This window comes from Saccharopolyspora sp., assembly GCF_017434145.1.
Taxonomy (GTDB): domain Bacteria; phylum Actinomycetota; class Actinomycetes; order Mycobacteriales; family Pseudonocardiaceae; genus Saccharopolyspora_C; species Saccharopolyspora_C galaxeae.
In genome coordinates, this window is record NZ_JAFRFW010001068.1 from 1 (window position 1) to 12,481 (window position 12,481).

12 protein-coding genes are annotated in these 12,481 nt (G+C 70.0%); all 12 read right to left on the reverse strand.

The window, feature by feature from the left end; genetic code table 11:
• Positions 1 to 190, reverse strand: a 190-nt coding sequence (locus IJH84_RS29120) for a helix-turn-helix domain-containing protein (protein WP_295151284.1), incomplete at its 3' end; no start/stop codon positions are given.
• Positions 191 to 331: 141 nt separating this feature from the next.
• A complete protein-coding gene (locus IJH84_RS29125) occupies positions 332 to 2,053 on the reverse strand; it encodes a hypothetical protein (protein WP_295151286.1) in 1,722 nt (573 codons plus the stop codon).
• A 461-nt stretch (positions 2,054 to 2,514) separates the two neighbouring features.
• Positions 2,515 to 2,931, reverse strand: coding sequence for a thioesterase family protein (locus IJH84_RS29130; protein WP_200072838.1), 417 nt, complete (start codon positions 2,929 to 2,931; stop codon positions 2,515 to 2,517).
• 110 nt (positions 2,932 to 3,041) lie between these two features.
• Entirely contained in the window at positions 3,042 to 3,719 is a 678-nt protein-coding gene (locus tag IJH84_RS29135; RefSeq protein ID WP_295151289.1) for a GntR family transcriptional regulator, read from the reverse strand.
• Between the two features lie 108 nt (positions 3,720 to 3,827).
• Positions 3,828 to 4,568 (reverse strand): NAD(P)-dependent oxidoreductase, encoded by a 741-nt coding sequence (locus IJH84_RS29140; RefSeq protein ID WP_295151291.1) that lies wholly within the window; start codon positions 4,566 to 4,568, stop codon positions 3,828 to 3,830.
• A 58-nt stretch (positions 4,569 to 4,626) separates the two neighbouring features.
• Positions 4,627 to 5,952: an aromatic acid/H+ symport family MFS transporter gene (locus IJH84_RS29145; RefSeq protein ID WP_295151293.1), complete on the reverse strand. Its 1,326-nt coding sequence runs from the start codon at positions 5,950 to 5,952 to the stop codon at positions 4,627 to 4,629.
• A gap of 130 nt (positions 5,953 to 6,082) precedes the next feature.
• Positions 6,083 to 7,096: a VOC family protein gene (locus IJH84_RS29150; RefSeq protein ID WP_295151296.1), complete on the reverse strand. Its 1,014-nt coding sequence runs from the start codon at positions 7,094 to 7,096 to the stop codon at positions 6,083 to 6,085.
• A gap of 15 nt (positions 7,097 to 7,111) precedes the next feature.
• Positions 7,112 to 8,503 carry an MFS transporter gene (locus IJH84_RS29155; RefSeq protein WP_295151298.1) on the reverse strand — a complete coding sequence of 464 codons (1,392 nt, stop codon included), beginning with the start codon at positions 8,501 to 8,503 and terminating at the stop codon, positions 7,112 to 7,114.
• A 55-nt stretch (positions 8,504 to 8,558) separates the two neighbouring features.
• On the reverse strand, positions 8,559 to 9,479 hold the full coding sequence (locus IJH84_RS29160; RefSeq protein ID WP_295151300.1) for an amidohydrolase family protein: 921 nt from the start codon (positions 9,477 to 9,479) through the stop codon (positions 8,559 to 8,561).
• A gap of 63 nt (positions 9,480 to 9,542) precedes the next feature.
• A complete protein-coding gene (ligK, locus tag IJH84_RS29165; RefSeq protein ID WP_295151302.1) occupies positions 9,543 to 10,226 on the reverse strand; it encodes a 4-carboxy-4-hydroxy-2-oxoadipate aldolase/oxaloacetate decarboxylase in 684 nt (227 codons plus the stop codon).
• A gap of 27 nt (positions 10,227 to 10,253) precedes the next feature.
• Complete coding sequence (locus IJH84_RS29170; RefSeq protein WP_295151304.1) at positions 10,254 to 11,279, reverse strand: amidohydrolase family protein; 1,026 nt, start codon at positions 11,277 to 11,279, stop codon at positions 10,254 to 10,256.
• Positions 11,276 to 12,457, reverse strand: coding sequence for a 4-oxalomesaconate tautomerase (locus IJH84_RS29175; RefSeq protein WP_295151306.1), 1,182 nt, complete (start codon positions 12,455 to 12,457; stop codon positions 11,276 to 11,278). The genes IJH84_RS29170 and IJH84_RS29175 overlap by 4 nt, the downstream gene beginning before the upstream one ends.
• Between the last annotated feature and the right edge of the window lie 24 nt (positions 12,458 to 12,481).

Below are 12,481 nucleotides of genomic sequence, written 5' to 3' on the forward strand. Positions count from 1 at the left end.
CGCCGAGCTCGCACATCGTCGCCAGCAGCCGGTGCACCGAGCTCTTCGGCGCGCCGACGTGCTGCACGACCTCGCTCAACCGCAGACCTCGCTGTCCGTCGGCGAGCACGGCGAGCACCGCGAAGGCCTGCGCGACGGCGGGGCTGCGGTTGCCTTCCCCTCGCTCGCCCGGCGCCGGATGCGCGCTCATCGGCCGGCGAGTTCCGCAGCGACGAGCACGACGCCGCGCCGGCTCGCACCCGTGGCCAGATCGGCGAACGCGGTGTTGATCTCGTCGAAGCGGTATACGCCGAAGCCTGCCGCGGCGATCAGCAGCGTTCGCCCAACGGGTTCAGGCGAGCGACTGCAGGCTGTCGAACCAGTCCTGCGGCACGTCTCGGGCGCGCGCTACGTACACCGTGACATCGGCCTTCGTGGGCTCGCCGACGACGGCCGCGCGCGCCACCGGCAACCCGCCGACACGCTCGACGCTGCTCACCAGCGGCCCGACCTTGGCACTGGTCGCCGGGGTGAACCGCCCGACCGGCTGCCCATCGAGTCGGACCTGCACCAAGTCCAGCGGCTTGCCCGCCTTCTCGACCGTGATGCCGTGGAGGGTCACCGCGACGTCCTGCCCGGCATACGGCAGCAGGAAGTCGACGTGCTCTTCCTCGCCCGTCACCTGAAACGCATTGCCGAACGGCAGCAGCACGGCGTTGGCGTCACCGGGCATCGACGCCGGGTAGCCGAAGTCCTCGGCTTCCGCGACGAAAAGCGTGACGCGGGCCCGGAATCCGCTCCCGTTGTAGTTCTCGGCGGCCCACACGCGCGCATCGACCGTCACAGCGCAACCTCGAGCGGTGCTGACCGAGACCTGCGGGAAATACCCAGCGGACTTCTCGTGCGGGAGGTAACCAACGTGGTGCCCGCGCACGAAGACAGCCACCGCATGCCCCGCACCGTGCGGGTTGCCGGGGTCGGGCACCAGCACTGCCTTTTCCCGCGACTCGGAGCCGCCGGGCTCCTTGTACTCCGGCGCCCCGGCGAACAGCGCCGCGAAGGCCTTCTCGTGAAAGGACTCGCCCGCGACCTCGATCGTGCTCCAGGGACGCCCCCACGGTTCGAGCGGCCGACCCGCCGGGTCTGGCGGTACGTGCTCGTTCCCGGCAGCGGACTTCGGTCGGCGGACCGGTGCGGGTGGCGCGGTGATCGTTGGAGGCCCCGGTTCGGCCGCGTTCGTCGTTGCGGCCGTAGGTGCCGGTAGAGCCGAAGAGACCGCAGCGTCCGCCAGCCGCGCGCTCGTCAGCAACGGCGTTCGCGGACGGGCGCGGAGAGTCCGCTGCCACCACGTCGCGGCCTCGTGCCGCGACAGTTGCAAGGACCAGCCGAGCCCTCCGGATGAGGACAGCGTGACTTCGGAATAGCTCATCACCGGCAGGCGGCGGTTGTTCTTGAAGCGGCGGTCCGGCCCGCCCTTCACGTTGGCGTACTGCCACGTTTCGCCGAGCCGCACTCCATCGCGAGGTATCGAGCCTTCTTCGACGAACCTGATCCGGCGCACGGTCACATCGAGGTGGTTGTAGTCCACGTCGCTCCAGCGACCACCGGACTTCACCAGCAACCTGTCGGGCAGGAACAGCAGGCTGTGCCGCTTTGCCTGCACCGTGGGGACTTCGACGTTCGCGTTCAGCGCGAGCGGCAACCTCGTCGGAAACGACAGGTCGTGCCGCGACACGAGATCACCGGCGCCGGCGTTCGTCTTCCGGTCGTGCGTCCGGTTGAGGTGCGTGCTCGTCTGCACCCGCCATTTGCCATCGGTCCGGGCGAACGCGGGCCACCCGGTGACGAGGTCGTTGAACCACTTGGTCAGGTCCGAATCGACCTCGTAGTGCAGCACGACGCGGCGACGCGCGAAGCCGACCAGAGCAACGACCAGCGCCGCCACCGCCGGGATGAAAAACAGCGGCACGGCGAAGGAAACGAACGCGCAGACGACGGTCGCCCAACCCCACCCGGTGATCCAGCGCTGCGCGCGGTTGAGCTGGGCTGCGAGTTCGTCGGCCCCGGTGGGCACCAGTTGCTCAGCGCCGGCACCGATCAGGTCGGTGGTCGTGGTGTCGCCGGGCAGGTGGACCGGGCCGCGGTCAACCGCGGGAGCTTTGCTGCTCGGCGGGCGCCTCGTCGTCGTACGGCGAGCACTTGGTCCTGAGCCGGAGTTCGCATGGACCGAGAATGGGCCGATGCCTCTGCTGATCCCCAGCCCCCGCGTGCTCACTCGGACGCGAAAGAGTCGTGGCCCGATGCGGACTCCGAAACCCATAGGTCTCAGGATACTCGCGGAAAACGGCGCTGACGCTCGTTCTGACGTTGGACGTCGTTGCCGCGTCCGCTCCGGTGCGTGCGCGAGCGCTGCTCCAATGGGGTCACCACGCGCCGCGACGTTCAACAATCCCGGCGGCAATGCCACCCAGCGCTGAACACGATTTTCCTATGCCGGGTGCGTAATTCGTCTTTGCCACTGGCTCTATTCCGCCACTATTTCGAAAGCACGGATGCGTCGAAGCCGACGGCTTCCAACGCCGCCTTCGGGTCCGCGACGAGCTTCCGGGCGTCCAGATCCATCAGACCGAGAACGCATCCGATCTCGGCCGACACCGCACCACTGTCCTTGGTGACCACCGAGTCGAGGTGGAACGACTTCCCCTCCCCGAAACTCACCTCGCAGGACACCTCGAACCGCTCATCGACCCGCAACTCCTGCCGGAAGTGCACCGTGGTGCTCAGCAGCACCGGGGCCAGGTTCTTCTCGATCAGCCCGTCCCAGTCGCAACCGGCCGCCCGGAACCCGGCTACTCGCGCCACCTCGCCGTACTGGTGGTACACGGCGTGGTTGACGTGACCGAGGGCGTCCAGCTCGTAGCTGCGGACCTGAAGGGGAACACGAATAGCCACCGGTCCACCCTAGCTACCGAGCCCGGCGACCGACCGCATTCATGACCACGATCGCAAGCGACCTCGACGGCCGAACACGCCACGCGCAACGCGTTTTCGCGGTGGTTCGCTCAGAGCGCGGTGGTGCGCGTCCGGTGCACCTCGGGAAGGGCGTCGATGACGCTGCGCAGGTGCTCGCGCATCGCCTGCTCGGCTGCCGCCGGGTCGGTCGCGCAGATCGCCTCGATGATGGCCACGTGCTGGGGCAGCGACACGGAGGGGCGCCCCGGGTGCATGGCCAACCGGAACTGGTGGCGCACGTTCTGGCCGCGCAGTCTGCTGAGCACCTCGTGCGCGGTCTGCTGCCCGCTGACCCGCAGCACCAGCGAGTGCAGCCGCTTGTTCAGCTCGGAGTACCCCCACACGTCCCCGCCGGAGACGGCGGCCCGCATCTGCTCGCCGATCTCGCGCAGCTCCGAGCGGTCCTCGTCGGTGGCGCGTTCCGCGGCCCGCGCCGCGCACAGGCCCTCGACCGCCATGCGGACCTCGGTGATCTCGATGGCCTCCTCCAGCGAGACCGCGCGCACCCGGGCGCCGCGGTTCTGGATGCGCTCGACCAGCCCTTCGGTGGTCAGCTGCACCAGCGCGTTGCGCACCGCCGCTCGGCTGGCGTCGAACTGCTCGGAGAGTTCAGCCTCCACCAAGCGCTGGTTGGGCGCGAAGTCACCCCTGGTGATGGCCTCGCGGATCACGTCGGCCACCGGCGGCTGTGCGGCCGGCTGCTCGGCGTCGCGCTTCGCTGTCGTCACTGCCCTACCCCGTACCGATTTTTGCTAACAATTTTGTCCATCAATGCTAACGGGCGGGTGGACGCCCGGTGCGCCCGTCCTCACCGGGCGGACCGCGAACAGCGGCGTTCAGGCGGTGGGCGCGTCACCGGTCAGCCGCCGCAGCCAAGTGATGGTCGCGTCGCAGACATCGGTGGCGGCGCCGAGCTCGTCGAGGTACGAGCGGCAGTCGCGCATCTCGTGCACCCGGCGAGCGGCGTGCCGGCTGCTCCCGTCGATGAGCCGGTCCACGAGTTCGGCGCTGCCCAGCTCGGCCGCGATCTGCTCGCGTGCCCACTGCGCGCATCCCGCGCGCTCGGCGGCCGAGACCGACTCGAGCACGGTGGCGGCCAGGCCCTTCATGAACACGCTCCGCAGCAGCTTCCGCCCGGCCGCGGCACCGACTTCCGCGTCGAGCACCTCCACCGCGGCACCCACGGGTCCGAACACCTCGGCCACCGTCCCCGCACCGGGGCCCGAGACCTCTAGCGGCGTGCGGGCACCGGCGCGCGGGACCGGCGCCAGCACCGCCACATCGGCGACCGGAGTGCCGGGCAGTGCGGCCTCGATGGCGCGCTTGGTCGCCACGTCCGCGCTGTTGAAGTCGGCGAAGCACGCGCCTGCGCCGGATTCGGCGACCTGCCCGGCGGCGTCTTCGGCGAATCGGGCGCCGGTCAACGAGATCACCAGCCCGGCACCGGACGCGGCGCGCGCCGGGGACTCGGCGCGCTCGACGCCGTCCGGGAACGGCACGTCCGCCGGGTCGAAGGCCACCACCGCATGTCCGGCCGCGAGCAGGTCGGCGGCGTAGCACCGTCCTGCCTCCCCCATCCCGAGAACCGCAACGCGCACAACTACCTCCCGCGACATGTCGACATCCGAATCGGGTTCAAGCCCGGCATCGAGTTCCAGCACGGCGCAACCTGATCGTGGCGGTCGCCAGCGCCATCGTCACCGCCGCGAACAGACCCGTCACCGCGAACGCGGCGAAGCCGTAGTCGGCGTGGCCCGCGGCGAGCAGCGTCCCACCGAGCCAAGGCCCGAAGACCGCGCCGAACCGGCCCACGCCTGCCACCCAGCCCAGGGCGGTGTCGCGGTCGCTCGCGTCGTGGTGGGCACCGACGGTCGCGTAGACCATGGTCTGCCCGCTGAACAGCAGCAGTCCGGCGAAGAACACCACGACGTAGAGCAGCGCGACCGGAAGGTGCGCCCCCAGCAGGTAAACGAAGACCGCGGTCAGCGCGAACCAGATGACGACGATCCGGCGCGGCCCGACGGCGTCGGCGAGGCGGCCCGCCACGAACATGCCGACGATGCCCCCGACGTTGAGCGCGGTGGAGAACAGCAGGGAGTCGCCGGTCTCGTAGCCCAGATCGCCCATGATCTTCGGCAGCCACTGCCCGACCCCGTAGACCAGCATCAAGCCGGCGAACGAGGTGAGCCAGAACAGCGACGTCGTCGACCACTGCCGGTCGTGGAAGAGCGCCTTCAGGCTCTCCAACCGGTCCGGGCGCGCGGACGCGGGCGCCGCGGGAGCGAGGGCGTAGCTCGCCTCGACGGCCGCGGCGGCGTCCGGTCGGCCACGAGCCGCCAAGATGGCCGGGGATTCCGGCAGCAGCTTGATCGCCCCGGGCAGCAGGACCACCGCGGGTACCGCGCCTGCGATGAACACCCACCGCCACCCGGCGGTGTCGACCAGCGCCAGCGCGACGAGCGGAGCGATCGCACCGCCCGTCTGGTGCGCGGTCATGATGATGCCGGTGGCCAGGGCTCTGCGGCCGCCGGTGGTGAACTCCATACCGTAGGCGATCGCGATCGGCAGCAGCGCACCGAGCCCGAAACCGCACAGCAGCCGGAAGAGTCCGAACACGCCCGCGCTCGTGGCCAGCCCGGACCCGAGGGTGGCCACGGTGAACACGATCGCCGAGGCGAACACCGCCGGGCGGCGCCCCACCCAGCGGGTGACCGTGCCGGACAGGATCGTGCCGACGAGCATCCCGAACGTGGTGTAGCTGCCGATGTCGCCCGCGGTGGCGTCGGTGAGACCGAGATGGCCCTCGCCGATCATCTCGGGCAACGTCGCGCCGTAGACGAAGGTGTCGATGCCGTCGAGCAGGACCAAGGCCCAGCAAACGGCGACGACGATCACGCGCCGCCGGGCGGCGCTGGGTGGTGCGGACGCCGTTGAGTCCGACGGGGACGGGTATCTGGTCATGGTGGGTACCTCGGGCCCTAGGTTCTGTTTGAAAAGCGGCGGCAGCCGCTTGCGCCGCCCGAGGACTCAGCCGGACCACCGGCGAGTTCCACTACCCGACCCGCTACGCAAACCATTTCCTGAACAGCTCCTAGTCGATCGGCGGGGTGCCGTGGGTGTGGAAGGACTCGATGGTCTGCAAGCCCCATGCCTGCCCCTTCTCGCGCTCCTTCGCGGTCCAGGTGATCAGCGGCCAGTCGGGGGCCAGCACCAGGCGGGTCAGCGGGTTGCACAGCTCGATGCGGTTGCCGCCCGGCTCGTAGACGTAGAGGAAGAACGTCTGCTGGATGGCGTGCTTGTGCGGTCCGGTCTCGATGAACACACCGGTGTCGACGGCCAGGTCGGCGGCGCGCAGGATGTCCTCGCGGGTGTCGGTGGCGAACGCGATGTGGTGCAGCCGCCCCGCGGAACCGGTCCGATCCTCGGTGTGCACGAGGTCGTAGGACTTCTGGGTGAAGGTCTGCCAGCGGGCCGCGATCTTGCCGTCGTCCAGCCGGATCTGCTCGGTGGGTCGCGCGCCGAGCGCGTCGATGAGGAAGTCGCTGGCCTGCTCGACGTTCGCCGCGAGGTAGTTGACGTGGTCCAGGCGCCGGACGCCGACACCGCGGCCGGGTTTGGCCTGCGGCTGGTTCTTCAGCTCCGGGGCGAGTTCGGGCGGCGCTTCGTACCAGGACGTTTCGTGGTAGAGCGCGATTTCGTGGCCGTCCGGGTCCGTGGTGGTCCACAGTGGACCAATGCCGGGCTCGTCCCGGACCCATTCGCCGGAGGCGCCGGTGGCTTCCACGGCGGCCTTGCGGCGTTGCAGCGCCTCGGCGGAGGAGCAGCGCAACGCCGTGCGGCCGATGCCGGACCGCTCCCGGCGCGTGACGACCAGGCTGTGGTGCTCGTAGTCGTCCCAGGTCCGAAGGTAGGTGTGGGCACCGTCCTGGCCGGTGACCGTCAGACCGAGGAAGTCGGTGCAGAACGCGACCGTTTCCGCGGGGCATGGCGTGAAAAGCTGGGCGTGGCCGAGATGGGCGACGTCGCCGAGCGGAGGACGCGTGGGCGTGTCGGCGACCATCCGCTTGAGGGTGCTGAGGTTCTCCGGGACGGCGATGGCGGGCATGAGGTCCTCCTCGGATCAGCGATCGGTGGCGCGCTCGTGCTCCGGCGACGTGGCCTGCAGCCGGATCTTGCGGGTGGCCGGACCGAACAGCGCCAGCGCGAGCGCGCCGACGATCCAGGTACCTGCGATGAAGCCGAAGACCGTCCGGTATCCGTATCCGCTGTAGAGCGCGGCGATGATCAACGGCCCGACCGCGTTCGACAGCCGCCCCAGGCCGTAGGAGATCGAGGTGCCCAGCGAGCGGCCTTCGGTGTCGTAGAGCTCGGGCGAGTAGGCGTAGGCCAGGGACGTGTAGCCGCGTTCGAACAGGTTGACCGTGAAGCCGAAGACGACGACCAGCACCGGGACGAAGGTCAGCCCGTACAACAGGCCGGAACCTGCGATGACCGTTCCGAACACGACCAGGCACCACTTGCGCTCGAACCGGTCGGTGACCTGCGCGGCCAGCAAGGACCCCAGCGGTGCGCCGACGGTGGTCAGCGCGACGAAGAAGACGGAGTCCTCCACGCTGACGCCTTCGGCGGCCAGCAGTGTCGGAGCCCACGAGGAGAAGCCGAAGAACCCGATCGTCTGGGTGATCCACAGCACCGAAAGCAGCGCGGTCCGCGAGAGGAACTTCCGGTCTCTGAGCACGGCCGATCCGGGCTTGGCGGCGCGAGCCTCGCCGACCGGCTCGACGGCCGCGGGCAGTTCTCCGTGCTCCGCCGCCGCCTTGGCCTCCAGTCCTCGCAGCACCGCCTCCGCGTCGTCGTGGCGGCCGCGGGATTCCAGCCACTGCGGGGATTCGACCAGGTTGCGCAGGAACAGCAGGAACAGCACGCCCGCAGCGCCCCACAGGTAGACCAGGCGCCAGGTGTGCTCGCCGAGCGGGACCACCGCCGAGGCGATGAGGTTCGTGACCGGGGTCCCGCAGATCCCGATCATGATCACGTACGCCTGGAACTTCCCGCGCTGGGCCCGCGGGAAGAGTTCGTTGAGGTAGACGACCGCGACCACGGTCATCGCCGAGAGCCCGGCGCTGGTCAGGATCCGGAACAGGCCCATCGACGCGATGTCCCAGGCGAACACCGTCGCCAATGACCACACCGAGAACCACGTCGTCGTCAGCGTCAGGGCCCGCTTGCGACCGAGCCGGTCGGCGAGCCCACCGGCCACCACCGAACCGAGGAACATGCCGACGAACGACAGCGACGTCACGTAGGCGATGTGCTCGACGTCGGCGCCCCATTGCTGGCGCACTTTGGGCGCGGTGATGGCGAAGGTGTTGATGTCGGCGAACTCGAAGAAGTAGGCGAAGGCCAGCGCGGCGATCGTGCGCTTGTGGAACCTCGAGATCGGTAACCGGTCCAGCCGGTTGGCCGAGTTCGCGACCCGGTCGGGCCCGTCCCGATCAGCGGACTGCTGCACTGCGGTCTCCTCATGGCAAGAGTGGGCTTCGTCGCCCGGTGTTCGCTCCGGTGGTTCAGGCGGGCTCGTCCGGCCAGTACAGCCGCATCGGGTTGTCCACGAGCAGCGCCTGCCGCTGCTGGGCGGTGACCGCGATCCGGGGGACGTGGTCCAGCAGCAGACCGTCGTCGGGCATGTGGTCGGTCAGGTTCGGGTGCGGCCAGTCGGTGCCCCACAGGACCCGGTCGGGGAACGCCTCGACGACGCGGCGCGCGAACGGGACGACGTCTGCGTAGGCGTGCTGCTCGCCGCCGAGGGCGGGCGGGCCGGACTTGGACAGGCGTTCGGGGCAGGAAACTTTCACCCACGCCCCGCTGCGCGCCACGAAGTCGAGGAACTCGGCGAATTCCGGGCCGTCGCGGTCTTTCGTAACGTCGGGGCGTCCCATGTGGTCCACCACCAGCGGGACCGGCAGGGACAGGAAGAACTCCGCCAGCCCGGGCAGGTCCGGGGCTTCGAAGTAGACGACCGCGTGCCAGCCCAGCGGGGCGATCTTCGCGGCGATGGTCTCCAGCGCCCGCATCGGCACGGTCTCGACCAGCCGCTTGACGAAGTTGAAGCGAACACCGCGCACACCCGCCGAATGCAGCCGCTCGAGCTCTTCACGCGGCACATCGGCGTCCACTGTGGCCACTCCGCGGGCGGAGCCGCCGGAGGCGCGCAGCGCGTCGAGCAGGGCGCTGTTGTCCTTGCCGTGGCAGGTCGCCTGCACGATGACGTTGCGCGCCAAGCCGAGGTGATCGCGCAGTCCGAACAGCTGCTCCTTGGTGCCGTCCACCGGCGTGTACTTGCGCTCCGGGGCGAACGGAAACCGCGCGGCAGGGCCGAAAACGTGGCAGTGCGCGTCGACGGCCCCGGCGGGCGGGACGAACGTGGGGCTGCTGGGTTTCGAGGCCCAGGGCAGCCATCCGGGAGTGACTTCGGGCGCGGTGCTCATCGATCTCCTCCTGTCGCCCGGGCGGACGACATGCGTCGTTGCATTCGAGGCGACGATCGGTCGTCAGTCGCGGTAGGTCAGTCCCAGATCGGCCAGCTTGGGACGCATGCCGTATAGGTCCAGGCCGAGCACGCCGCCCTGGAAGCGGGTGCGCTTGCCCGCCTCGCTGTCCTCGCGCCCGGCCGCGGCCTTGGCGACATCGGCCGCCTCGGCGGCGGGCACCACGACGACGCCGTCGGTGTCGGCGACGATCACGTCGCCCGGGTTGACCAGCGCGTTGGCCACCACGACGGGCACGTTGACCGAGCCGAGAGTGGCCTTCACGGTGCCCTTCGCGTTGATGGCGCGGGAGAACACCGGGAAGTCCATCTCGCGCAGCTCGTCGGTGTCCCGGCAACCGCCGTCGATGACCAGCCCACCGGCACCGCGGGCACGCAGCGAGGTGGCCAGCAGCTCGCCGAAGAAACCGTCCTCGCACTCGGTGGTGCAGCCGGCCACGAGCACGTCACCGTCCTGGACCTGCTCGGCGGCGACGTGCAGCATCCAGTTGTCGCCCGGTTGCAACAGCACGGTGACGGCCGTGCCGCAGAGCTTCGCGCCCTGGTAGACGGGGCGGATGTACGGCCGCATCAAGCCGATTCGGCCCATGGCCTCGTGCACCGTGGCCACGCCGAACCTCGACAGGGCCTCGACGGCCTCGCGATCGGCGCGCTCGATGGTGCGGTGAACGACTCCGAGTTCGTGCACGGTGCGGACTCCTTCGTGGTGAGTGGTTCAGCGGCCCTGGGCGGTCAACCGCGCGTCCAGCCGCGGGTAGACGCGTCGCGCGTTGCGCTCTTCGACCGCTTCGCGGGATTCCTCGGTGAGCCCGGCGTTCTCGACGTAGCGGCGGGTGTCGTCGAAGTGCTGCCCGGTGCGGGGGTCGATGCCGCGGACGGCGCCGACCATCTCCGAGGCGAACAGGACGGACTCGTGCGGGATCACGTCGAGCAGGAGATCGATGCCGGGTTGGTGGTACACGCAGGTGTCGAAGAAGACGTTGCCCAGCAAGGCGTCCTCGGGATCCGGCTTGTCCAAGGCCTGTGCCAGACCGCGGAATCGACCCCAGTGGTAGGGAACCCCGCCTCCCCCGTGCGGGATCACCAACCGCAGCCCGGGGAAATCGGTGAACAGGTCGCCCTGCAACAGCTGCATGAACGCGGTGGTGTCGGCGTTGAGGTAGTGCGCGCCGGTGGTGTGGAAGGCCGGATTGCAACTGGTGGACACGTGCACCATGGCCGGCACGTCCAACTCGGCGAGCTTGTCCCACACCGGGTACCAGTGCCGGTCGGTCAACGGCGGCGAAGTCCAGTGCCCGCCGGAGGGATCGGGGTTGACGTTCACCGCGACCGCGCCCAGCTCCCGCACCGCACGTTCCAGCTCGGGCACGACGGTCGCCGGGTCCGACCCGGGCGACTGGGGAAGCATCGCGGCGAACGCGAAGCGCTCGGGGTAGAGCTCCGCGACGCGGTGGCACAGGTCGTTGCAGATCCGCGCCCATGCCGAGGAAGTCTCGAAGTCACCGATGTGGTGGGCCATGAACGAGGCGCGCGGCGAGAACACGGTCACGTCGATGCCGCGCTCGTCCATCTGACGCAGCTGATGCGGCTCGACCGACTCGCGGATCTCGTCGTCGCTGATGATCGGCCCTGCGGAATCGGGCCGCTGCGACGGGTCGGTCAGCCCGGCGACCTGGGCCTCGCGCCAGCGACCGAGCGGCGCAGGGGCGGTGGTGTAGTGACCGTGCACGTCGATGATCAAGCGAACTGCTCCTTCGTGCGGGGTGTCCAGCGGGATGCCGGGACGAGGACGTCGCCGGACATCAGCAGGCGCGCGGTGCGCAGCAGCGCCGAGCGCACGACGCGCGGCGGATCGGAGGAGTCGAGCCCGAGGGTCACGCTGAACTCGCCCGAGGGATGTTCCACCGAGACGGTCGGTTCGGTGCCGACCAGACCGGTGGCGACGTCGTGGGCGACGCTTCCGTCGAGCACGCAGGCGGTCGCCGCGGTGACCGCCGCCAGCACGCCGATGGACTGGTGCGCCACCCGCGGGATGAGACTCCGGGTGGACACGCTGCCGCCGTGCCGGGGCGGCGCCACCAGGGTCATCTTCGGGTAGTTCTTGTCCGTGACGTCGCCGAGGCCCATGGCCTCGCCGCAGACCAGGCGCAGCGCCTCCACCTCGTCCTTGAGGTCGTCGTCGCCGTCGATCTCGGCGGGCGACTCGTAGCCGGTGCGGCCCAGTCGCGCGGCCTCGACGATCACCAGCGGCTGACCGTTGTCGATCAGCGTCACGTCCACCGGCCCGAGCCCGGGGATTTCGACGGTGTCCCGCACGTTCCCGGTGGGCAGCAGCGCGCCTGCCACCGAGCCCGCGGTGTCGAGGAACCCGATCTCGATCGGCGCGGCACCCCCGGGAACACCGTCGATGCGGGCAGCACCGGCGTATTCGACGTAGCGCTGCCCGTCCGGTCCTGCGGGCGTGCGGACCGTGATCTCGGCGACCATCCAGGTGTTGCGCGTCAGCACCCGCGCGGTGGTGCGGTCGCCGCTCGGGACGACCATGCCGGTCTCGATGGCGAACGGCAGCACCGCGGCGAGCATGTTCCCGCAGTTCGCCGTCACGTCGACGGTGCTGCCGCCGGGCTGCGCCTGCCCGAACGTCCACTCCACGTCGATCCCGGGCCGCGTGCCCGGACGCACGATCCCGAGCTTGCTGGTCAGCGGGTGCGCTCCGCCGATTCCGTCGATCTGCCGCTGGTCGGGGGATCCGAGTGCGGCGAGCAGCACGGCGTCGCGGGTCGTCACGTCCGCGGGCAGCGCCCGCTCGTCGAAGAACGGTCCCCGCGAGGTGCCGCCCCGCATGAACAGGCACGGGATCGCGGTCTGCGAACCGCGGCGGCGCGAGCGCGCGGCGGGGCCGTCGGCGTCGACGGGCATGGCACTCCTCCATCGAGTCGTCGC